The sequence below is a fragment of the Pseudomonas sp. FP2254 genome, from assembly GCF_030687695.1.
GTDB lineage: Bacteria > Pseudomonadota > Gammaproteobacteria > Pseudomonadales > Pseudomonadaceae > Aquipseudomonas > Aquipseudomonas quebecensis.
In genome coordinates this window covers 4,480,326-4,503,656 of sequence record NZ_CP117444.1, presented here as the reverse complement: position 1 = coordinate 4,503,656, position 23,331 = coordinate 4,480,326, and the positions used below count along the sequence as shown (strand labels likewise).

The window sequence follows — 23,331 nt, the reverse complement described above, 5'->3', positions numbered from 1 at the left end:
TCGGAGTGGCATGGTCGGCTGTGTAGCTATACGAGAGTTGTCACAGTTTAAGCGACATATTTTTTCAGTCTGGCTGCGATGAGCTTTTTGTTAACTGAAACTTAAGCAGTTATTTGGTTGTGTACTGTATGAAAGGATTCGGAAAATGTTGATAGAGAGGATTCATATTCCAGCAGTAGAGTTTCAATCGCTTGGTCTTAAAGATATTCATATGCGGCGCCTTGGACGATTAGTGGCGTTAGCAGGAAAAAATGGTTCAGGTAAGTCTCGTTTATTGGCTGCAGTCGATGCTGTGATCAATATGCGTTGGCGAGCTCGATCAGGTGTGGATAAGTTAATTTCTGAAAAAAATAATTATGATAGGAGTATTGAAGGCAATCCTGATGGTAGTTCTACGAAAGTGTGGCGTGAGCATTCTGATACTCTAAGATTAGCAATTTTAGCTACCAATGAATGGATCAGTACTACTGGAAATGTTTTTTTTAATAGCTTGTACTTTGTTCCAAAACAATTAAATTTGACAGATCCACGTAAAGAAATGCGAGGAGAAGTAGAGAATCGAGCGGATGCCGCTATGTCTTGGGGGGCATCTGATTACCATGATCTCAGTCTATTCTACTTGCATCATGTTTTAGAAAAGTGGTTCGCCGTGACGCATTCCAGTCATTCTTCTGATCTTGAGGCAAGAGCAGAAGTCGAGGCGAGTTATTGTCGGCTTCAGGCTCTAATGCAGAGGATGTTGGGAGAGAGGCTGGAGAGGAACTTCTCAGGAGACCCGATGCTTTTCGGAAAGCCAATTGCTGATGCTCGGCTTTCGGATGGCCAGAAGGTTTTGCTCCAGCTATGTGTTGCGTTACACGCTCAGGGTAAAAATCTAGATAATACGGTATTGCTTCTTGATGAGCCGGAAAATCACTTGCATCCCTCGGCGGTGATAGAAATTGTCAAAGCTTTACATGATGCTACAACAACTTCCCAGATCTTTATCGCCACGCATTCTGTCCCGCTGCTAGCCTATATGACCAGCATTGATCCTATGTGTCTATGGTATGTGAGCAATGGCGGTGTGGAGCATGCGGGGAGGCGCCCTGAGATTGTGCTCGACAGCCTGTTGGGTGGAGAGGAAGGGGTTGCTCAATTGAACGCGTTCTCTGGCTTGCCCGCCGTGCTGGCCGCCGTTAACTATGCGACTGAAAGCCTATATCCCCCGACCGTAATTGCGGCGAGCGGTCCTGATCCGCAGGTCTCGCAAATCCAGTCGATTCTCCTTCGTGCGCGCAACGAAAAATCCCTGCTGAGAGTTTTAGATTTCGGGGCAGGTAAGGGGCGACTTCTTGAAGGTCTTGCGACATCTATGCACGAGGATGGAGTGAAGGTTTCCGATGTTATCGATTACCACGCTTATGAACCGTTTCCGGATGACCGAGCTATTTGTGAGGGGGTGTTGGCAACGTACTACCCTGATAGTCAGAACCGCTATTTCAGCACACCTGATCAGCTGTTCGAGAAAAAAGACGAAGGCTCTTTCGCGTTAGTTGTATTGTGTAATGTTTTCCACGAAATTCCACCGGAGCTATGGATTGAAACAATCGGTAGGTATGGAGTAGTTTCTAGAGCATTAAGCGATAACGGTTTCGTTTTAATAGTTGAGGATCAACGAATTCCAGTGGGCGAAAAAGCACACAAAAATGGATTTCTGGTTCTGGATAGTGCTCACCTCAAGGCTTTATTCGATATTAGAGAGGTGGATGTTGCCAATGCACTATTTGTGTCGCACGATGCGCGAGCGGATGGTCGGCTTAAGGCGCATCTGGTTGGAAAGTCTTTGTTGAGTAGGATAACTGGAAAATCCGTCAATAAGGCAATAGGCCTTTTGCGTGAAACCTCTCGTCGAGAAATTCGTTCTCTAAGAGAAAAAGTACCCAGTTATGCGAATGGTCAGCTAAATGGTTTTTGGACTCAACAGTTTGCCAATGCTTCACTTTACCTTTCGTCTGAACAGGAGTGAACCAGGAGATTTTTATTCGGATAACAGCGCTATTTCATTAGGTTGTTGACAAGAACCTAGAGGTGGCTTCTTTTAGCTGCTGTCTCATCAGTGGTGGGAGCTTCGAAGGTCTCCATACCTCAGGAGGCTCTACACTTCTTTCCATCTCTGCCGGAGCAAATGTTTACTTAGTAAATTTTCAGCTCCGGTGATGGTTTGTCAGTTATCACTGCCGCCCTTGATACCTACGGCAGGGCTATGCTCGTGACTCGCTCAGTCCTTTGTCGCCACACACGACTTTCGATCAACTAAAGCTGAACGGAAAAGTTGATCTATGTGTCTGCGCTGAGTGAAAGACCAAGACGCCTGACAAGGACATCTTGGGTGCTTATTTATGCGATTTTATCGCGTTGCGGCTTGCCCTGAGTGCCCGGAAGCCACTGTCCCTAGGCTCATATCACCGCCGCGCAATATCCGAAAAGTAAAACTTATCCAGCGTATGCCGCGACTCGGTGTACTCGAACTGCCGCCCATCCTGCAAAAACGTCTGGTTGCTCACCACGATCACATGGCTTTGTCCGTCGAGGTCGAGGTGCGTCTGGTCGTCCTTGCTGCGCGGCAGCGCTTCGATGGTGCGTTGGGCGTAGCTGATCTGCAGCTGCAGAGTCTGTTCGATGAACGCGTAGATCGACTGCTCGGCGATTGTCGGGTCCAGGCCCGGGATCAGGTCGGCGACGAAGTGGTTGATGTCGAGAATCACCCGTTTGCCGCCGATGCGTCGCACGCGTTTGATGCGGGTGATCAGGGTGCCGGGCTCGGCCTCGATGTGTTGCAGCAGCGCACCTTCGAGTGGGAGTTGGGTGAACTCGACCACTTCGGTATGTACGTCATCGCCCAGGTCGGCGTGGGTTTCATGGAAGCTGACGATGCCGCCCAGTTGGAACTCGATCGGGTTGGGCGATAGCACGAAGGTGCCCTTGCCATGGATCTTTTGCGCAAACCCGCGCTCCTGAAGCTGCTCGATCGCCCGGCGCACGGTGCCGCGGCTGGCCTGGTAGCTGTCCATCAATTCGGTTTCGGAAGGGAGGCGCGTGCCGCGTTGCAGGCGTTCGGTGGTGATGCTGGCAAGCAGATCGGTATAGATCTGGTTGTATTTGCTCATGGAGAGGGCTCTGTGCGCGGCTTGAGTAAGGTGAACGGCGCGTTCAAGGCAGGAACCTTAGTGGCAGAGGTGGGGTTTGTCCATTGAGCGCGCGCGTAAGAAGCGAAATGTCTGACCTCTGAATCAGAAAAGAAAACAATTTGTAACTCGTACAGACGAGTTGTTGCTTTAACTCGTCTGTACGAGTACTTTTGCTTTCGGCGTGCTGCCAATGACTGCCCTCCAATAAAAAAATCAAAGTGGAAACCAAGCATGAGCCACGACTATTCGACGATTGCCCGCGAGATTCTCGAGCACCTCGGGGGCAGCGATAACCTCGAGCAAGCTGCCCACTGCGTAACCCGCCTGCGCCTGGCGCTCAAGGACCCGAGCCTGGTCAATAACAGCGCGTTGAACCAGGTCGACCTGGTCAAGGGCTCGTTCTTTACCGGCGGCCTGTTTCAGGTGGTGATCGGCCCCGGTGAAGTCGAGAAGGTCTACGCCGCCCTGCGCGAAATCACCGGCCTGGCCGCCGCCACCATCGCCGACGTGAAGAAGAAGGGCGCCGACAAGACCAACGCCCTGCAGCGTCTGGTGCGGGTGTTCTCCGATGTGTTCATGCCGATCCTGCCCGCACTGATCATTGCCGGCCTGCTCATGGGCATCAACAACCTGATGGGCGCCAAGGGCATGTTCATCGAGGGCAAGACGCTGCTGGAGGCCTACCCGAATCTGGATGGCCTGTGGAGCCTGATCAACCTGATGGCCAACACCTCGTTCGTATTCCTGCCGGCGCTGGTGGGCTGGTCGGCGGCCAAGCGTTTTGGCGGCAGCGAAATCCTTGGCATTGTGCTTGGCCTGATGCTGGTGCACCCGGACCTGCTGAATGCCTGGAACTACGGCAAGGCAGTCGCCGGCCTCGATGGCCAGAGCCTGCCGTACTTCGATATTTTCGGTTGGTTCCAGATCGAAAAAGTCGGCTATCAGGGGCAGATCCTGCCGATCCTGATGGCCGCGTACGTGATGAGCGTGATCGAGAAGTGGCTGCGCGCGCGCGTGCCCAATGCAATTCAACTGCTGGTCGTACCGATCACCACCATCGTCGTCACCGGCGTGCTTGCCCTGGCGATCATCGGCCCGGTCACGCGCCACATCGGCATCCTGATCACTGAGGGCATGGTCACCCTGTTTGACCTGGCGCCCATGCTCGGTGGCGCGATTTTCGGTCTTCTGTATGCCCCGCTGGTGATCACCGGCATGCACCACATGTTCCTGGCCGTGGACCTGCAACTGATCTCCACACAGGGCGGCACCTTTATCTGGCCGATGATCGTGATGTCCAACCTGGCCCAGGGCAGCGCGGCGCTGGCGGTGTTCTACACCACCCGAAATGCGCGGGATAAAAGCATGGCTTCGACTTCAGCGATTTCCGCCTACTTCGGCATCACGGAACCGGCGATGTTCGGGGTGAACCTGCGCTTCAAGTTTCCGTTTTACGCGGCCCTGGTGGGCTCGGCGCTGGGCAGCATTTTCCTGTCGCTGAACAAGGTGCAGGCCTCGGCCATCGGCGTCGGTGGTTTACCTGGATTTATCTCCATCGTGCCGCAATCCATTGCGATGTTTGTGATCGGGATGGTCATCGCGATGGTCGTGCCGTTTGTGCTGACCTGTGCGTTGAGCATGAAGATCGTTCGGCCCGGATTCAGGGTTGCCTGATCTACCGCCCGAGGCGGCCCCAAAGCCAGCACACCATTAATTGAAGGAACCCCACCATGCAAACCTGGCAGCACTCGGTGATCTACCAGATCTACCCCAAAAGCTTCCATAGCCACGCGGGTAACGCCACCGGTGACCTGCTGGGCATCGTGGACAAACTCGACTACCTGCAATGGCTGGGCGTGGACTGCCTTTGGATCACGCCGTTCCTGCGCTCGCCGCAGCGCGACAATGGCTACGACATCAGCGACTACTACGCCATCGACCCCAGCTACGGGACCATGGCCGACTGTGAGCGGTTGATCAGCGAAGCGGCCAGGCGCGGCATCAAGCTGATGCTCGACATCGTGGTCAACCACACCTCCATCGAGCATGAATGGTTCCAGCAGGCACGCAGCAGCCTCGACAACCCCTACCGCGACTTCTACATCTGGCGTGACCAGCCGAACAACTGGGAGTCCAAGTTCGGCGGCTCGGCCTGGGAGTACGAGGCGCAAACCGGGCAGTACTTCCTGCACCTGTTCGACCACACCCAGGCCGACCTCAATTGGGACAATCCCCAGGTCCGCGCCGAGGTGTTCAAGATGATGCGCTTCTGGCGCGACAAAGGCGTCGGCGGGTTTCGCCTGGACGTGATCAACCTGATCTCCAAGCCCGCCGATTTCCCCGAAGACAACAGTGACGGTCGACGCTTCTACACCGACGGTCCGAATGTGCATGCATACCTGCAGGAAATGCACCGCGAGGTCTTCGAAGGGTATGACCTGATCAACGTCGGCGAAATGTCGTCCACCAGCCTTGAGCACTGCATCCGCTATTCCAACCCGGCCTCGAAAGAGCTGTCGATGACCTTCAATTTCCATCACCTGAAAGTCGATTACCCCAATCTGCAAAAGTGGGTGAAGGCCGACTTCGATTTTCTGCAGCTCAAACGGATTTTTTCCGACTGGCAACTAGGCATGCAGGCCGGTGGCGGCTGGAACGCGCTGTTCTGGTGTAACCACGACCAGCCGCGGGTGGTCTCCCGGTTTGGCAACGACGGTGAGTACCGCGAGGTTTCGGCCAAGATGCTCGCCACAGCGCTGCATTTTTTGCAGGGCACGCCGTTTGTGTACCAGGGCGAAGAATTGGGCATGACCAATCCGGGCTTCGACCGAATCGAGCAGTACCGCGATGTAGAGACACTCAACATCTTCCGCCTCAAGCGGGATGCGGGAGAGCCCGAAGCGTCGAGCATGGCGGCGATCATGCAGAAATCCCGCGATAACGGGCGCACGCCGATGCAGTGGAATTCACAACCCAATGCCGGTTTCAGCACTGGCGAACCGTGGATCGGGCTGCCGGCCAATGCCGCGCAGATCAACGTCGAATGCCAGCGGCAAGATCCGGATTCCGTGCTGCATCACTATCGAGCACTGATCGCCTTGCGTCGTAGCGAACCGCTGATCCAACACGGCGTTTATCGCCAGCTGCTGGCGGACCACCGTCAGGTCTGGGCGTATCTGCGTGAGGGCCAGGGCGAGCGCCTGCTGGTGCTGAACAACTTCTATGGCTGGCCCTGCGAAATCCAATTGCCCGACGACGTGCTCCACGCGGCGGGCAAGCAACGCCTGCTGATCAGTAACTACCCCGACTGCCCGCCACGTACCGCAACGGTTGCGTTGCGCCCCTACGAATCGTTTGTGCTGCACCTGATCGACTGAAACTCCCCGCCAGCGAACCGCGTTGTGCAACAGAAGCAATACAACAATAAAAATAGAAGGAGCGTTCATGAAAACCACAATAAAGCTGGGCGTCGTCGCGTCTTGCCTGAGCCTGCCGTTGGGTGCCCAGGCTCTGGAATTTGCCGGTTACCTGCGCAGTGGTGCCGGCACATCCACCGGCAGCGGTCCCCAGCAGTGTTTCCAATTGCCGGGGGCGCAGACCAAATATCGGCTGGGTAACGAATGCGAGCAATACGCCGAGCTGGAATTGCGCCAGGACCTGCTGACCTTCGATGACGGCTCGGTGCTCAGCGTCGATGCCATGGCCTCGCTCTATAACAAGTACGACCGTGAGCTGAAATTCCAGGGCGAAAACAACGGCACCGCGCGCATGCCGCAGATGTATGCGCAGTGGTCCAACCTGCCCAGCCTCAACGGTGGTTCGCTGTGGGCCGGTCGCCGTTACTACAAGCGTAATGACATCCATATCTCCGACTTCTACTACTGGAACCAGAGTGCCACTGGCGGGGGCATCGAGGACGTGCGGATCGGCGACCTCAAGTACAGCTACGCCATTTCGCGCAAAGACAATCTCTACCAGAAGGAATATGCCACCCGTCACGACTTCAACGTTGCGGGCTTCAAGACCAACCCTGGTGGCGAGCTGGAGCTGGGCTTGAGCTACATCGAGAAGGCCGGTGGGCGTGACACCCACAGCGGCTGGGCACTCACCGCGCAGCATGTGCAAACGCCTTTCCTCGGTGGCAAGAACAAATTCGCCTTGCAGTACGGCGAAGGCCCCGGCACCGGCCTGGGCTACACCGGCAACACTTTCCTGGATGACAGCAGCAAAAGTTATCGCGCCGTGGAGTTCTTCGATTGGCAGGTAACGCCGCGCTTTGGTGGGCAGATCGAAGCGGTGTACCAGAAGGACATTCGCCCCGGCAGCCAGGACCAGACCTGGATGTCCCTCGGCGTGCGCCCGGCGTATGCCATCAGTGAACAATTCAAACTGGTTACCGAGCTTGGTCATGATCAGGTCGACGCCAGCGGCGGTACGCGCAAGCTGAGCAAATTTACCTTCGCGCCCACGTGGTCGCCCAAAGGCCCGGATTTCTGGGCGCGGCCGGAAGTGCGTGTGTACTACACCTATGCGACCTGGAACGAAGCGGCCAAACGCGCCGCGAATGAACTGGCGGCGGGCTCGGCGTTGTCCGACACCGGTTCCTACGGCACCGCGCGGCATGGGTCGAATGTGGGCGTGCAAGTCGAATACTGGTGGAAATAACCGCCATCCGTGGGATGTGCATCCACCCAATGATTTTTACAGAGCAAAAAGCAGGTGAAGTCATGACCGCAATTGAACCCCTGGAACTGCTGGCGCCCTTAGCGGGTGTCCTGCTGTCACTGGACGAGGTGCCGGACCCGGTGTTCGCCAGCCGCATGATCGGCGACGGCCTGTGCATTGATCCCACCTCGCAGACTCTGTGCGCGCCGCTGGCCGGCGTAATCAGCACTATCCAGGACAGCGGGCATGCGGTCAGCATCACCGCCGACAGCGGCGTGCAGGTGCTGATGCATATTGGCCTGGACACCGTGAACCTGGCAGGCAAAGGCTTCACCCGCCTGGTTGAGGAGGGTCAGCGGGTGGAGGCGGGGCAGCCGTTGATCGAGTTCGATGCCGACTACGTGGCGCTCCACGCCCGCAGTTTGCTGACCCTGATGCTGGTGGTCAGTGGCGAGCCGTTCAGCCTGCTGGCGAGCGGGCTGGTGGAGGCGGGCCAGCCGCTGATGCAGGTATCGCCTATCGACACAGCTGAGGCCGCAATCGACGCGCAGGGCGATGCGTTGTTTTCCAAGCCATTGACGCTGCCCAACGCCAACGGCCTGCATGCGCGCCCGGCGGCGGTGTTGGCCCAGGCGGCTAAAGGCTTCAATGCGAGTATTTATCTGCACAAGCAGACCCAGAGCGCGAATGCCAAGTCGCTGGTGGCGATCATGGCATTGCAGACGGTGCAGGGCGATACGCTGCAGGTGAGCGCGGCAGGTGAAGAGGCCGCGGCGGCGATCCAGGCGTTGGTGGCGCTGTTGGCTGAAGGCTGTGGAGAACAGGTTGCCACTGTGGCCGCTGGGATTGAGCCGGTCGCATCCTTACCGTCAGCCGGCGTGCTGCAGGGCGTCTGCGCGTCGCCTGGCTCGGCGTTCGGCCAAGTGGTGCAAGTGGCCGAGCCGGAGCTGGACATTGTTGAACACGGCACCGGTCAAGCGGCCGAACGCGCGATGTTGGAACAAGGCCTGCGGGCGGCCACCGAGGCCTTGCAAACGCTGCAAGCCAAGGCCGCCAACGCTGCGGAGGCGGAAATTTTCCGGGCCCATCAGGAACTGCTTGAAGACCCGACCCTGCTGGAGCAAGCCTACGGGCTACTGGCCGAAGGCAAGAGTGCCGCATTCGCCTGGAAGCGCGCCACGCTCGCCACCGCCGAGTTGTTCCTGGGCCTGGGCAATGCCCTGCTGGCCGAGCGTGCAGCCGACCTGGCCGATGTCGGCCAGCGGGTGCTCAAACTGATCCTCGGTATCCAGGACCGCGTCTGGGAGCTGCCGGAACGCGCGATCCTGATCGCCGAGCAACTGACCCCTTCGCAGACCGCCAGCCTCGACACCCACAAGGTGCTCGGCTTCGTCACTGTCGGCGGTGGCGCCACCAGCCACGTTGCGATCCTGGCGCGTGCCCTTGGCCTGCCGGCGATCTGCGGCGTGCCTGCGCAGGTGCTGGCGCTGCCCGATGGCCAACAGGTTTTGCTCGACGCAGACAAAGGCGAGTTGCATCTGCAGCCGAACCTGGCCGACATCGAACAACTGGAAGCGGCGCGCCAACGGCAGATTCAACGGCGCGAGCGTGAAATGGCACAGGCTGCGCTACCCAGCATTACCCGAGACGGCCATCACTTTGAAGTCACGGCCAACGTCGCCTCGTTGCAGGAAGTCGAGCAGGCCCTGACCTTGGGCGGCGATGGCGTGGGGTTGCTGCGCTCGGAATTTCTCTACCTGGACCGTAACCGTGCGCCCAGCCCGCAGGAGCAAGCCGGCACCTACACGGCCATCGCGCGCGCTCTGGGCAGCGAGCGCAACCTGGTCGTGCGAACTCTGGATGTCGGTGGCGACAAACCGTTGGCCTACGTGCCAATGGCGGCCGAGGCCAACCCCTTTCTGGGTTTGCGCGGCATTCGCCTGTGCCTGGAACGTCCGCAGCTGCTGCGCGAACAGATGCGCGCGATCCTCGCCTGCGCCGGTTTCGCACGCCTGCACATCATGTTGCCGATGGTCAGCCTGCTGTCGGAGTTGCACCTGGCCCGCCAAATCCTTGAGGAGGAAGCGCTGGCCCTCGGGCTTGAAGAACTGCCGAAACTGGGGATCATGGTCGAGGTGCCATCTGCCGCCCTGATGGCCGACGTGTTCGCGCCCTACGTGGACTTTTTCTCCATCGGCACCAATGACCTGACCCAATACACCCTGGCCATGGACCGCGATCATCCGCGCCTGGCCGGCCAGGCCGACAGTTTTCACCCGGCGGTGCTGCGCCTGATCGCTACCACGGTGAAGGCCGCCCACGCCCATGGCAAGTGGGTCGGCGTGTGCGGCGCCCTGGCCTCCGAAGCGTTGGCGGTGCCGGTGCTGGTCGGGCTGGGGGTGGATGAGCTGTCCGTCAGTGTGCCACTGATTCCCACCATCAAGGCCGCGGTGCGCGACCTTGATCTGCATAGCTGCCAAACCCTTGCAACCCACGTGCTGGGCCTGGAGGGTGCCAGTCAGGTGCGCGAGGCGCTGCGCCTGTATCAGGCAACCGCCGTTGAAACCTCACCTGTCATGGAGCACTGAACATGTTCGAGAAATTGCAGCGGGCGTTCTGGAAAGCCCTGACCCCGGATCTGGTCGCCGAAACGGTGGCGACACCGACGCTGGGGCTCTTGTCGGCCGATGTGCTGAGTGCGTTGGGCGGTGCGAATAACCTCAAATCGCAACAGCGTGTGGCGCTGACGCGGGTGAGGGTGCACTTGCAGGATGCGGGCCGGTTGGATGAGGCGGCATTGAAAGCGTCGGGTGTGCAGGGTGTGATGGTGTTGGCGGGAGGAGTGGTACACCTGCTCACCGGCCTCTGATCCAAGGAGAGATCACAATGTGGGAGAGGGCTTGCCCTCGATGATCGTTCCCACTCCGCGTGGGAACGCCGCTCTGGGCGCTCTGCGTCCGCTCTTAAAGTCGTGACGCAGAGCGTCACCGGATGCATTCCCACGCGGAGCGTGGGGAACGATCAGAATCGCAACAGCGGGTGAGGGTGCACTTGCAAGATGCGGGCCGGTTGGATGAGGCGGCATTGAAAGCGACGGGTGTGCAGGGTGTGATGGTGTTGGCGGGAGGAGTGGTCCACCTGATCACCGGCCTCTGATCCAAGGAGAGATCACAATGTGGGAGAGGGCTTGCCCTCGATGATCGGTCCCACGCTCCGCGTGGGAACGCCGCTCTGGACGCTATGCGTCCGCTCTTAAAGTCGTGACGCAGAGCGTCACCGGATGCATTCCCACGCGGAGCGTGAGGAACGATCATAACGGCGGGGTTTCTTCCGGCGGCTTGGTCTTGTCCACACCCGGCACATGCAGGTTGCCTTCGACCACCTGGTTGCCTTCCAGCTGCGGCTGGGTCACCCAGGTGAGAATGTCGTAGTAACGCCGGATGTTCGCCACGAAGTGCACCGGTTCACCGCCGCGTGCGTAGCCGTAGCGGGTTTTGCTGTACCACTGCTTCTGCGACAGGCGCGGCAGCATTTTTTTCACGTCCAGCCACTTGTTCGGGTTCAAGCCTTCTTTTTTTGCCAGCAGCCGCGCGTCGTCCAGGTGGCCGGTGCCCACGTTGTAGGCCGCGAGGGCGAACCAGGTGCGATCCGGCTCGGCGATGCTGTCGTCCAGTTCGTTTTTGATCCTGGCCAGGTACTTGGCGCCGCCCATGATGCTTTGCTTGGCGTCCAGCCGGTTGGACACGCCCATTGCCTGGGCGGTGTTCTGGGTCAGCATCATCAGGCCGCGCACGCCGGTCTTGGAGGTGACCGCCGGCTGCCAGAGTGACTCCTGGTAGCCGATGGCGGCCAATAGGCGCCAGTCGACCTTTTCTTCCTTGGCGTAGGCCCGGAAGTGCTTTTCGTACTTGGGCAGGCGCTGCTGCAAATGCTGGGCAAAGGTGTAGGCGCCGACGTAGCCGAGCACATCGACATGCCCGTAGTAGCGGTCTTTGAGCCGTTGCAGGGTGCCATTCTTTTGCACCTTGTCGAGGTAACCGTTGATTTCGTTGAGCAGGCTGTTGTCGTCACCGGCGGCCACGGCCCAGCTCTGGTTGCTGGCATCGCCCAGGTCGAACGCGACGCGCACATTGGGAAAGTACACCTGGTTCATCGCCACTTCGTTGGAGTCCACCAGGGTCAGGTCGATTTGCCCTTCGTCGACCATGCGCAGCAGGTCGACCACCTCGACGGCGTCGGATTCTTCGTATTCGATGGCGGGATTCTGCTTTTTAAGCTCGGCCAGTTGTTCGGCGTGGGTGCTGCCCTTGAGCACCATGATCTTCTTGCCCACCAAGTCCGCCGCATTGGTCGGGCGCGACTGGCCGTTACGGTAGATAACCTGCGGGGTCACTTCCAGGTACGGGTGGGAGAAACGTACCTGCTGCTGGCGCTCCTGGCTGCTGACCAGGCCGGCGGCGGCGAGCACCGGGCCGTTGGGTTTGCCCAACTGGCCGAACAGGTCGTCAAGGTTGTCGGCGGTCTCGATTTCCAGCTTCACCCCCAGGTCATCGGCAAAACGCTTGACCAGTTCGTATTCGAAACCGGTTTCACCGTTGCGGTCCTGGAAATAAGTCGCCGGGCTGTTTCGGGTAATCACCCGCAATACGCCATCCTCCTTGATTCGCTCGAGCGTGCTGGGCTTATCAACACAGGCGCTGAGCATCAGGAAGAGTCCGGTTGCGATAAGCCATCTGGCGCATCGCGGGCGCAAAGCAGTTGGGGAGAACATCTGCGCAGTATACGCAAACGGCCCACGGCGCCATATCTCGACAGCGGCGGACTTGTCTGCTAGCGCCGCTGAAACTGTGCTGCAGCCCGCAGAAATGGGCATTGGCGGGCGATTGTGACGGTTAAAATAACTGCGCCCAATAGCGGCGATAACGCGTCGGCGGCCTGCAATGTCGGCCAACTGACGTTCGGCAGCGGCCAGCGGTGCCGTTTCGGGTGCCGTTGGCGGCGGTTTACGCTAGAATGCACGGCCTCAAAGCACACCCCTTCCCGAGGCTGTCCCGAAGATGTTGATCCTGCGCGGCGCTCCTGCCCTTTCTGCCTTTCGCCACAGCAAACTCCTTGAGCAACTGAGCCAGAAGGTTCCAGCTGTTACAGGCCTGTATGCTGAATTTGCTCACTTCGCCGACGTAACCGGCGTCTTGACCGCCGACGAACAGCAAGTGCTGGCACGCCTTCTGAAGTACGGTCCCAGCGTTCCCGTTCAAGAGCCCACCGGCCGCTTGTTCCTGGTTCTGCCACGGTTCGGCACCATCTCGCCCTGGTCGAGCAAGGCCAGCGATATCGCCCGTAACTGCGGCCTGTCGAGCATCCAGCGCCTGGAACGCGGTATCGCCTTCTACGTCGCCGGGCAGTTCAGCGACGCCGAAGCCGAGCTGATCGCCAGCAGCCTGCACGACCGCATGACCCAGATCATCGTCGGCCAGCTGGAACAGGCCGCCGGCCTGTTCAGCCACGCCGAGCCCAAGCCGCTGACCGCGATCGACGTGCTCGGCGGTGGCCGCGCCGCCCTCGAGAAGGCCAACACCGAACTGGGCCTGGCCCTGGCCGAAGACGAGATCGACTACCTGGTCAACGCCTTCAACGGCCTCAAGCGCAACCCGCACGACATCGAACTGATGATGTTCGCCCAGGCCAACTCCGAGCATTGCCGTCACAAGATCTTCAACGCCAGTTGGGACATCGACGGCGAAAGCCAGGAAAAAAGCCTGTTCGGCATGATCAAGAACACCTACGTGATGCACAGCGAAGGCGTTCTGTCGGCTTATAAGGACAACGCCTCGGTGATCGTCGGCAGCGTTGCCGGCCGTTTCTTCCCGGACCCGGAAACCCGCCAGTACGGCGCGGTGCAGGAGCCGGTGCACATCCTGATGAAGGTCGAGACCCACAACCACCCGACCGCGATTGCCCCGTTCCCTGGCGCAGCTACCGGTTCGGGCGGCGAAATCCGTGACGAAGGTGCCACCGGCCGTGGCGCCAAGCCCAAGGCGGGCCTCACCGGTTTCACCGTGTCCAACCTGCAGATCCCGGGCTTCGAACAGCCTTGGGAAGTGCCGTACGGCAAGCCTGAGCGCATCGTCACCGCGCTGGACATCATGATCGAAGGCCCGCTCGGCGGCGCGGCGTTCAACAACGAATTCGGGCGTCCGGCGCTCACCGGTTACTTCCGTACCTTCGAACAGTCCATCACCACCCCGCGTGGCGACGAGGTGCGCGGTTACCACAAGCCGATCATGTTGGCCGGCGGCATGGGCAACATCCGTGAAGAACACGTCAAGAAAGGCGAGATTCTGGTCGGCTCCAAGCTGATCGTGCTCGGCGGCCCGGCAATGCTGATCGGCCTGGGCGGCGGCGCGGCTTCCTCCATGGCCACCGGCACCAGCTCGGCGGACCTGGACTTCGCTTCGGTACAGCGCGAAAACCCTGAGATGGAGCGCCGCTGCCAGGAAGTCATCGACCGTTGCTGGCAGTTGGGTGACAAGAACCCGATCAGCTTCATCCACGACGTCGGCGCGGGCGGTCTGTCCAACGCCTTCCCGGAACTGGTCAACGACGGCGACCGCGGTGGCCGCTTCGAACTGCGCAACATTCCAAACGACGAGCCGGGCATGGCCCCGCACGAAATCTGGAGCAACGAATCCCAGGAACGCTACGTACTGGCGGTCGGCCCTGACGACTTTGCGCGCTTCCAGGCCATCTGCGAGCGCGAGCGCTGCCCGTTTGCCGTGGTCGGCGAAGCCATTGCCGAGCCGCAGTTGACCGTCACCGACAGCCACTTCGGCAACAGCCCGGTGGACATGCCGCTCGAAGTGCTGCTGGGCAAAGCCCCGCGCATGCACCGTTCGGCGGTACGTGAAACCGAGTTGGGCGATGATTTCGACCCAAGCGCCCTGGACCTGGCCGACAGCATCGAACGCGTGCTGCATCACCCGGCCGTGGCGAGCAAAAGCTTTCTGATCACCATCGGCGACCGCACCATCACCGGCCTGGTGGCCCGTGACCAAATGGTCGGCCCGTGGCAGGTGCCGGTGGCCGACGTGGCCGTCACCGCCACCAGTTTCGACGTCTATACCGGTGAAGCCATGGCCATGGGCGAACGCACCCCGTTGGCCCTGCTGGACGCTCCGGCGTCGGGCCGCATGGCCATTGGCGAAACCCTCACCAACATCGCCGCGTCGCGCATCGGCAAGCTGTCCGACATCAAATTGTCGGCCAACTGGATGTCCGCCGCCGGTCACCCCGGTGAAGACGCGCGCCTGTACGACACCGTTAAAGCGGTCGGCATGGAACTGTGCCCGGAGCTGGGCATCACCATCCCGGTGGGCAAGGACTCGATGTCCATGGCCACCCGCTGGAACGAAGACGGCACCGACAAGAGCGTCACCTCGCCGCTGTCGCTGATCGTCACCGGTTTCGCGCCGGTCACCGATATCCGCCAGACCCTGACCCCGCAACTGCGCATGGACAAGGGCACCACCGACCTGGTGCTGATCGACCTGGGCCGTGGCCAGAACCGCATTGGCGCCTCGATCCTGGCGCAGACCCACGGCAAACTCGGCAAGCAGGCCCCGGACGTCGACGACGCCGAAGACCTCAAAGCCTTCTTCGCCGTGATCCAGGGCCTCAACGCCGACGGCCACCTGTTGGCCTACCATGACCGTTCCGACGGCGGCCTGCTGACCAGTGTGGTCGAGATGGCCTTCGCCGGTCACTGCGGTCTGAACATCGTGCTCGACAGCGTTGCCGAGGATGCGTCCGAGATCAACGGCATCCTGTTCAACGAGGAGTTGGGTGCGGTGATCCAGGTACGCCAGGACGCGACCCCGGATGTGCTGGCTCAGTTCAGCGCCGCCGGCCTGGCCGATTGCGTGGCGGTGATCGGTCAGCCGATCAACAACGGCGAAATCAACATCTCGTTCAACGGCGACACCGTGTTCACCGGCCAGCGCCGTCTGCTGCAACGCCAGTGGGCCGAGACCAGCTACCAGATCCAACGCCTGCGCGATAACGCCGACTGCGCCGAGCAGGAATTCGACGTGATCCTGGAAGAAGACAATCCGGGCCTGAGCACCAAGCTCAGCTTCGACGTCAACCAGGACATCGCCGCGCCGTACATCAAGAAGGGCATTCGCCCACAGGTGGCCGTGCTGCGTGAGCAGGGCGTCAACGGTCAGGTGGAAATGGCGGCCGCGTTCGACCGCGCCGGTTTCAATGCGATCGACGTGCACATGAGCGATATCCTCGCCGGTCGCGTCGACCTCAACGAGTTCAAGGGCCTGGTGGCCTGCGGTGGTTTCTCCTACGGCGACGTGCTGGGTGCCGGCGAAGGCTGGGCCAAGTCGGCGCTGTTCAACAGCCGTGCCCGCGATGCGTTCCAGGGGTTCTTCGAGCGCAACGACAGCTTCACCCTGGGTGTGTGCAACGGTTGCCAGATGATGTCCAACCTCAGCGAACTGATCCCGGGCAGCGAGTTCTGGCCGCACTTTGTGCGCAACCGCTCCGAGCAGTTCGAAGCCCGTGTGGCCATGGTGCAGGTGCAGGAGTCCAACTCGATCTTCCTGCAAGGCATGGCCGGTTCGCGCATGCCGATCGCCATCGCCCACGGTGAAGGCCATGCCGAGTTCGCCAGCGAAGAAGCGTTGCTCGAAGCCGACCTGTCCGGCACCGTGGCTCTGCGATTCGTCGACAACCACGGTAAAGTCACCGAGACCTACCCGGCCAACCCCAACGGCTCGCCGCGCGGGATCACCGGCCTCACCAGCCGCGACGGTCGCGTGACCATCATGATGCCGCACCCGGAGCGTGTGTTCCGTGCCGTGCAGAACTCGTGGCGCCCGGAAGAGTGGGACGAAGACGGCGCCTGGATGCGCATGTTCCGCAACGCGCGCGCGTGGGTGAACTAAGGCGGTGTACAAGCTCAGCTTCTTCGTGCCCGACAGCCATGTGGAGACGGTGAAAGCCGCCGTCTTCGAAGCCGGCGGCGGGCGCATCGGCGACTACGACAGCTGCGCCTGGCAAGTGCTGGGCCAGGGCCAGTTTCGCGCGTTGGACGGCAGCCAGCCGTTTATCGGGCAAGTGGGTCAGGTTGAAGTGGTCGAAGAGTGGAAGGTCGAGCTGGTGGTGGCGGATGAGCTGATCGGGGCGGTGGTGGCCGCGCTCAAACTCAGTCACCCGTACGAAACACCGGCGTATGAGGTGTGGCAGCTGGCGGACTTTTGAGCCGCCCGCTGCAACCACGGGAAACCCGCTGGGCCAGTCTGGCCAGCGGGTTTTTTGTTGACTGCGTTTCAGGGCGCGGGTGTCAGGTGCACCTCGGCCTTGAGCGTTTCGATCAGAATGCCCAGGTCTTCAAAGCGCCGTGCATCGAAGCCCCAGCGGTTGATGAAAAACAGCCCGTTATCGTCCACCTGGATGGGTGTGGAAATAATCTCTCCCGTGCTGGAGTGATGCAGCAAATGGGTCTCGGCGGCCGAAGGGCGCTCGATCAGGAAGTGACCGGGTTGGTTCAGGCGTGACCGGTCAACCGGGACAAAAGGCGCAGGCGCCTCGGTGGTGGCGACCTCGACCTCCAGCTTGAAGTCGCTGCGCACCGCCTTCCAGCGTCCGGGCACACTTTCTTGCTTGACCTCCCAGAAACCAGGATGAATGCGTTTGCCCAAGCCAGATGCGGTGTCTTGCACATGCAGGCTGACTGCATCCTGCAGTTGCACCAGGCCGGGAACGCTCTGGTAAGTATTGGTATGCGAGCTGCCGACGAAGGCCACCCACTTATGAGGACCGTGGCGGGCCTGGTCGTCTTGAATAACTCGCGAGGCGAAGTAGTTGAACATCTGTGTCCGGGATTTGCCATTGCCGCGCAAGCCGCGCAGGTGATAGCTGGCGGTGCAGTCCAGTGCCCGTACGCGAATACCGTGCTTGGCCGCAGCCTGGATGGTGTTCGAGTAGGTATCAAGGCCCCTATACCTAGGCATATGGCCGCCGTCTTGAGCTTTCAAATAAGACTTGAGACGTTCCGGAAAGCGTTGAGTGCGATGGAATATGTCCAGCTCGGCCTGGTGCAAATCCGTCAGCAGGTGTTCGACGTAGAGTGTCTGGAAGCCTGCTTCCTTGATGCTTTTCATATGGGTCCTGAGCAGCGCTTTGCTTGACTGTGCATTGTGCGCTTCACCGATCACCAACCCGGAGAAAGGCCCGTCCGCCACTTGCTTGAGAAACGATTCCAGCGTTACCTCGGCCGGTACCGTCGGCAATATGGGGCGCGGTGCGGGCGCATAGTCGGTGAAGAAGTGCTCGGCGGCTTCCTTCAGGCGTGAGCGGGTTTTCTGGAAGGCATTGAACGCCTCGACGTGAAGTGGGCTGGAGGGCCCGTAGCGGGTGTCCAGGCCGCGGGGGTGCATCGACAACTCGGCCAGGGTTGCATGATGCTCGGCTACTGAATCGAACTCACTGAAATGCTGCGTCGCCGCACGAGGGCTAGCAGCGGAGGCGGGCGGCGCTTCGGCGGCCTTGTAGGCGGTCTGCAGCGTGAGCTTATAGTCGCCCTTGGCCAAGGCATCCCCCGGTATGGCTCCGGCGGCGTCCGCCCAGATACCCACCGGTTGGCCGGCGGAGACGTCTTGAATGCGCAACGCGACGGTTTTATGCAGGTCCGCAAGCCCGGGCACCTGTTCGAACGTGCTCATGCGGGTCTGATCCACCAGGGCCACCCAGCGTTCATCGGGCGCGGCGGCGACGTCGGCTTCGAGCAGGCGATGCGAGTAGAAATTGCGCAAGTTGTTGCTGCGCGGGGTGGTGGGCGCGGTCTCACCCAATTGCAGGGCGTCTTCCAATTGGTATGACGTCGAGGCATCCAGCGGCAATAGCTTCACCCCTTTTTCACGCGCCTTGCGCGCCAGGGCCAGGTACGAGTATTGAGCGCCCTGGCTGAAACCCAAGGCCTTGTCGACGGCCGCCAAGTGTTTTTCGATATGCCGCCAGGATTTACCGGCGTTGAACTTATCCAGCTTGAGGCGGAACACATCGGCCGGCAGGTATTCCACGTACAGGCGCTTGAGGCCTTGTCGGACCAGCGCATCCATGTTGTCGATCAGGAACTGCTTACTGGCGATGGAGGCGGCAACCTGGCCGATGATCCAGCCTGAACGTTCTTTGAACAACTGCTGGATGATGTGTTCGGCGCTGGCACTGGCCTCGAACAGGAGCACGTCGACACGCGGGACAATCGGCTCCAGCGCATCGAAAAAAGCCTTGGCATCGCGGGTCAGCCGTTCAACCTGCTGCAGGTAGAGCGTGCGGATCGGGCGCAGTTCGTCGATGACTGTCGGCAGAGCGTGCAACGGGCTATTGGTCGCCCACTCGCTTTGTGCCATCAGGTCGGCCTTGAGCTGCGGGTCCATTACCCGTTCAAGATCACGCCAGTGTTTGGCAGGCATTTCATAAGGCTTGAGTGTCTCGGGCGAGTTCGGGAGTTTTTCAAACTTGGGCGCGCCGCCCGACACGCCACTGCGCACCCATCCACCGTCGGCGGTCGGCGTTGCCAGGCGGGTGGTCGACCGCAGTTGCCCGCTGGTCGGGTCCAGTCGGTACAACAGGTAACGCCCCAATACATCCGGTGTTTTGGGCGCCCAATGTGGCTGGCCGTAGAAGAGCACCGGCTGCATGTTCGAGAGCGCCGGCCGGGCGCTTTCCAGGGTCTGCAGGCGGTTCATGGCCCGGGCATGTTCGGGGCTGGCGGCCGGTAGGCGCGACGGACGGCTAAATCGTGGCAGTGCGCGCAACGCCGGGCGCAGGTCGGTCAGCAGGCCGCCGGCGCTGTTGAACAAGTAGCCCATGAAGTGCTCAAAGGCGCCAGCGTTGTCGCCCTGGTGATAAGCGTGCAGGGCGAGCATGGCGTCCTTGAAGGCCAGCAACAGGCCGGTAGCCAGACTCACGAGCGGGAAGGGGGCGGTGGCAACGGCCGCTATCCACTCCACACAGCTCCAGACGATCGCGCCGATCATCTGCGTGCGGTCCGATGTCGAACCTCGGACGTCATCGATCCGGCGCTGCAATTTCATGTTGTACAAGGCTTGGCGCAGGTCGAGCAGTGGGGTTACGCGACGGGTGGAGTCGTAGCGCGCAGGGCTGATATCGGTTTTATTCAGGTGTTCAGGCAGCGCTTTGCGTGCGTTTTCCAGGAAGCTTCGCATACGAACCTGGGACTGTCGGGCCATGCGACTGCAAAGGTACTCGATCATGCCTGGCTGCTTTTTCAACAGGTAATTGAACTGCCGCGCTTCGCGAAACTGAATGCCATCCGGAGCCTGGGGCGTGTAAAGCAGGACGGGGTTGTCGGCATGGCTGAACAACAGGGTATCGATTACCCATTCACCGTCCACCATCAGGCGGTGGATGGCGTAGTTGCCACGGGTGCGGGCCGATGTATCGCCCAGGCTGGCGATGCTTTTTTCCAACCAGTCCAAGTCCACTGCGGCGATGTGCCCTTGCAATCGCGATTCCAGCGCGGCGCTGTGCATGTGCAGCTGGGTGATCGCCAGGGTTGCGTTGCGCCGGTAGGCATAACCCTGGCTGTCTGGGCTCAGTAGTTCAGCGCGGACTTTGTCGATATACCGTTGGCCGATCCATACCCCCGTGACCGAGCGCGCTACTGTTTGCGCGGTCAAGGTGCTCAAGTCGATGCCTTCGGGTCCCTTGAACGTCGCCGAGCGCGAGAATTTTTCATCGAGAAAACCGATGCCATCGGCATAGCCATCGCGGAACAACTGGGTGTATGTCAAGGGTGGCGGCGTCCAGGTGCCCACCAGCGAAGGTGGCGAGTAGGCCCATACCGTATCCGGATCGACATCGTTACCGGAACGCCCCAGCAACTGGTTCAGTTGCCGCTTGGCCTGTTCGTGCAGGTACGTGGTGAAGCTGGGAAACGTCGACAGGGACAACGGTTCGTCGGTGTAGGCGCGCAAGGCGCCCTCGGCATCCTCGGCCAGCGTCAGGAGTTTTCGCCTGATAGCCTCGGTGGTTGAGCGATACCAGGCCGGTGTGCCGAAGTCGTAGTCATCCGTGCGCGTGGTGAGCACGTGTTCGGCCATGGATGTCAGGCACTGGCGCTGGCTGTCGGCCGGGCTGAAGGTGATTTCGGCGTATTCCTGTGCATGGGGCTTGAAGCTCAGGCCGGTGAGCACTTGCTTCATGGCTTTTTGAAAGCGCAAGGGCACTCGGCTGATCAGGTAGTCGGTCAGCGTACCGGGCGCGGCCTTCACGCCATTGTCCATGGCCCACCCCAGGATGTGCTGCTGGCAGGCCCTGTCGGAATCAAACACCTGGAACTGTTGCTCGCGAGGCGCGCCTGGCGTGCACAACAGCACGCGGGTGACGTGGCCCTGCGGATTTTTCTGGCGCAGTGCCCACATGTCTTGAAGCTGGGCGCCGTGGAGTGAGAGCGTGTTGGCGCTGAGCACCGTGGTGCTCTCCGGGGTGTCGGGACCTTGGCGCAGGCGCTGGATCAGTTGGAAATCATCTTCACCGAGGTGGCCTTGCAGCACGGCGATGTAGGCAAGGGCGTTGATCCGCTGTTCGAGCAGACGTTCGATAGCGTGCCGCACTTCTTCCCGGTGATGCAGCTCGTGCTGTACAGGGGCGAAGGCGACACGCGGGTGCAGGGTTTTCAACTGGTCGACGAGCCATGTCGGGGTCAGGTCAGCGTAGCGCTCGGGCAATGGCGCGTCATCGCAGGTGAGCGTGGTCTGGCTGAGGAAGTCCGAGCCGAACTGTTCGTCGCCGTCATGCAGGCCGCGCAATGCCAGCTCAGTCAACGTATGGGTCTGCTCGTAATGCCCCACGCCTGTAACGAAACGGCGCGTGCTGACTTGCAGGTGTTCCGGCTCCAGGTCGTGGATAGCCAAATCATCGCTCAAACGCTCAAGCCACTCATGGCGTGCCAGGGTGTGCGGGGTGGCGGCGGGGCCGAGCAGGCTCAACAGGGTGTGGCGCGCCTGGTCGTACTCGGCCAGGTGCTGCGCCAACGTCGCACGGCGTGCCTCGCTGGCGCTGCGGTACCAGGCCGGGGCGCTGTAGCGCAGGCAGCGTTCGAGCAAGGCCTGGGCGCGCAGCTCCAGGCGCGCATCGAGGTCGGGCAGGGCGGCGGCGATGGCGCGGTCCAACTCGTCGATCAGTTGCGCAGCATTCTGCGTGGGGTTGTCGGCCAGGCTCAGGGCCCGCTCGACATCCGCGCTGCGCTTGTCGACCAGCGCCTGGAACGTGTGTTCGAACAGCGGTTTATCGACGATGGGCGACAGCATCAACGGCCAGATGCCGGCGGCCGTCAGCGCCTGGTAACGGGCCGGCAGCAGGCTCATGAGTTCCTCGCGGCCGCTGCGGTGGTCGAGGCTCTTGAGTAAATGCTTATTCAGGTCGGCCAGCGAGTCGAATGACTCGATCCCGCGCAGCGGGGTGAACAGCATCACCTGGCCCACGCCTTGCGTCGTGGTCAGCGCAGTCACTACGGGGCTGTTGAGCTGCGTAACGACGAACGCGCCGGCCAGCTCCACCGTTGCCTGCTGGTAGGTGAACTGCAACGCGTACAGCCCGGGGCGCAGGGTCGGGCCCAGCGGCACTTTGCCGAGGATTTCACCTTCCTGCGGGTGCAACAGACGATCCTGCACGCCGAGCCTGGCTTCGTTACCCAGGGCAGTAAAACCCGCCTCAAAGACCATGAAAGACTTGCGTGGCTTGCCATCGACCTGCTCCCGCAGGTCCATTTCCAGCAGTTGCTTATTCAACGTGGCCTTGAGCTCGGCAAGCAGGGTTTGCCCGCCGGCGCTTTGCAGGTCGAGGTTGTGCAAGGCTTGGTAGTGGCTGCGACCCTTGGCGATGAACGCTTGGTGATAGGGCTTGAGGATACCGTTCAGGCGCTCCAGGTAACGCAGTTCCTGCGACGGCTCGGCCTGCGGCAGCAACGGTGCCTGAGCCTTGAGCAAATGATGGCCGATCTGGTTGAGGTAGCCTTTGATGTCGTCAAAGGACGGGCTGGTCGTGCTCACGGGTACGCGCTCCATGCGAGGGGTAGAGCCCTCAGCATGGAGAACCGTGGTGGGCGGCAGGCCGTAAATAAGTAGCGGGAACAGGCGCAGGGGCGCATGGCAACTGTCAGGTCGGCGGGCTTGCCGGTGACGGCCATGGGGTATCTACACAGCTTCGGTGAACATAAGCTGAGAAATGAGGTTCTTGTGGCAAGCAGGCTTGCCCTGCGCTGGGCTGCGAAGCGGCCCCACTCCAGACAATGTGGTTTTATCTGGTACACCGAGGCGCTTGATTTGGGGGCTGCTTCGCAGCCCAGCGCAGGGCAAGCCTGCTCACCACAGAGTTATGTGTCGGCCTTCAAAATTTGCGGATACCTATGCTGTAACTGCGTTGGAATAGTCGCTTCGGACATTTCCGACAAGTCTTTCAG

11 protein-coding genes and 1 pseudogene are annotated in these 23,331 nt (G+C 60.5%); 9 read left to right on the top strand and 3 right to left on the bottom strand.

Features of this window, described 5'->3' with window-relative positions; all coding sequences use genetic code 11:
- Window positions 1-145: 145 nt before the first annotated feature.
- On the top strand, window positions 146-2,008 hold the full coding sequence (locus PSH94_RS20700; protein WP_305435650.1) for an AAA family ATPase: 1,863 nt from the start codon (window positions 146-148) through the stop codon (window positions 2,006-2,008).
- 436 nt (window positions 2,009-2,444) lie between these two features.
- Here the strand turns inward: PSH94_RS20700 and treR are convergent, their stop codons facing one another.
- Window positions 2,445-3,149, bottom strand: coding sequence for a trehalose operon repressor (gene treR / locus PSH94_RS20695; RefSeq protein ID WP_181078634.1), 705 nt, complete (start codon window positions 3,147-3,149; stop codon window positions 2,445-2,447).
- A 252-nt stretch (window positions 3,150-3,401) separates the two neighbouring features.
- On the opposite strand from treR, the gene treP reads away from it, so the two are divergent.
- The 6 genes and pseudogenes from treP to PSH94_RS20665 form a co-directional block, all read left to right on the top strand.
- Complete coding sequence (gene treP / locus PSH94_RS20690; protein ID WP_181078632.1) at window positions 3,402-4,844, top strand: PTS system trehalose-specific EIIBC component; 1,443 nt, start codon at window positions 3,402-3,404, stop codon at window positions 4,842-4,844.
- 56 nt (window positions 4,845-4,900) lie between these two features.
- Window positions 4,901-6,547: an alpha,alpha-phosphotrehalase gene (gene treC, locus PSH94_RS20685; protein WP_305435649.1), complete on the top strand. Its 1,647-nt coding sequence runs from the start codon at window positions 4,901-4,903 to the stop codon at window positions 6,545-6,547.
- Between the two features lie 67 nt (window positions 6,548-6,614).
- Window positions 6,615-7,835, top strand: a complete 1,221-nt coding sequence (locus PSH94_RS20680; protein WP_181078628.1) for a carbohydrate porin — start codon at window positions 6,615-6,617, stop codon at window positions 7,833-7,835.
- A gap of 62 nt (window positions 7,836-7,897) precedes the next feature.
- On the top strand, window positions 7,898-10,423 hold the full coding sequence (ptsP, locus tag PSH94_RS20675) for a phosphoenolpyruvate--protein phosphotransferase (RefSeq protein ID WP_305435648.1): 2,526 nt from the start codon (window positions 7,898-7,900) through the stop codon (window positions 10,421-10,423).
- A 2-nt stretch (window positions 10,424-10,425) separates the two neighbouring features.
- Entirely contained in the window at window positions 10,426-10,704 is a 279-nt protein-coding gene (locus PSH94_RS20670; protein ID WP_305435647.1) for a PTS transporter subunit EIIB, read from the top strand.
- A gap of 167 nt (window positions 10,705-10,871) precedes the next feature.
- Window positions 10,872-10,991: pseudogene (locus PSH94_RS20665) on the top strand (PTS glucose transporter subunit IIB); the annotation flags it as partial.
- Window positions 10,992-11,145: 154 nt separating this feature from the next.
- Here the strand turns inward: PSH94_RS20665 and mltF are convergent.
- Window positions 11,146-12,606 carry a membrane-bound lytic murein transglycosylase MltF gene (mltF, locus tag PSH94_RS20660; RefSeq protein WP_181078870.1) on the bottom strand — a complete coding sequence of 487 codons (1,461 nt, stop codon included), beginning with the start codon at window positions 12,604-12,606 and terminating at the stop codon, window positions 11,146-11,148.
- A 286-nt stretch (window positions 12,607-12,892) separates the two neighbouring features.
- Here mltF and purL point away from each other — a divergent pair, with 286 nt between their 5' ends.
- Together purL and PSH94_RS20650 are read left to right on the top strand one after the other, a co-directional pair.
- Window positions 12,893-16,789, top strand: a complete 3,897-nt coding sequence (gene purL, locus PSH94_RS20655; RefSeq protein ID WP_305435646.1) for a phosphoribosylformylglycinamidine synthase — start codon at window positions 12,893-12,895, stop codon at window positions 16,787-16,789.
- A gap of 4 nt (window positions 16,790-16,793) precedes the next feature.
- Window positions 16,794-17,105 carry an NGG1p interacting factor NIF3 gene (locus tag PSH94_RS20650; RefSeq protein WP_305435645.1) on the top strand — a complete coding sequence of 104 codons (312 nt, stop codon included), beginning with the start codon at window positions 16,794-16,796 and terminating at the stop codon, window positions 17,103-17,105.
- A gap of 68 nt (window positions 17,106-17,173) precedes the next feature.
- Here the strand turns inward: PSH94_RS20650 and PSH94_RS20645 are convergent, their stop codons facing one another.
- Window positions 17,174-22,921: a membrane-targeted effector domain-containing toxin gene (locus tag PSH94_RS20645; protein WP_305435644.1), complete on the bottom strand. Its 5,748-nt coding sequence runs from the start codon at window positions 22,919-22,921 to the stop codon at window positions 17,174-17,176.
- Between the last annotated feature and the right edge of the window lie 410 nt (window positions 22,922-23,331).

Bases quoted from the DNA above. Each gene is read 5' to 3' on its own strand.
- treC (WP_305435649.1), top strand. From the start codon at position 4,901: ATGCAAACCTGGCAGCACTCGGTGATCTACCAGATCTACCCCAAAAGC.
- PSH94_RS20700 (WP_305435650.1), top strand. From the start codon at position 146: ATGTTGATAGAGAGGATTCATATTCCAGCAGTAGAGTTTCAATCGCTT.
- treP (WP_181078632.1), top strand. From the start codon at position 3,402: ATGAGCCACGACTATTCGACGATTGCCCGCGAGATTCTCGAGCACCTC.
- PSH94_RS20670 (WP_305435647.1), top strand. From the start codon at position 10,426: ATGTTCGAGAAATTGCAGCGGGCGTTCTGGAAAGCCCTGACCCCGGAT.
- ptsP (WP_305435648.1), top strand. From the start codon at position 7,898: ATGACCGCAATTGAACCCCTGGAACTGCTGGCGCCCTTAGCGGGTGTC.
- treR (WP_181078634.1), bottom strand. From the start codon at position 3,149: ATGAGCAAATACAACCAGATCTATACCGATCTGCTTGCCAGCATCACC.
- mltF (WP_181078870.1), bottom strand. From the start codon at position 12,606: ATGTTCTCCCCAACTGCTTTGCGCCCGCGATGCGCCAGATGGCTTATC.
- PSH94_RS20680 (WP_181078628.1), top strand. From the start codon at position 6,615: ATGAAAACCACAATAAAGCTGGGCGTCGTCGCGTCTTGCCTGAGCCTG.
- purL (WP_305435646.1), top strand. From the start codon at position 12,893: ATGTTGATCCTGCGCGGCGCTCCTGCCCTTTCTGCCTTTCGCCACAGC.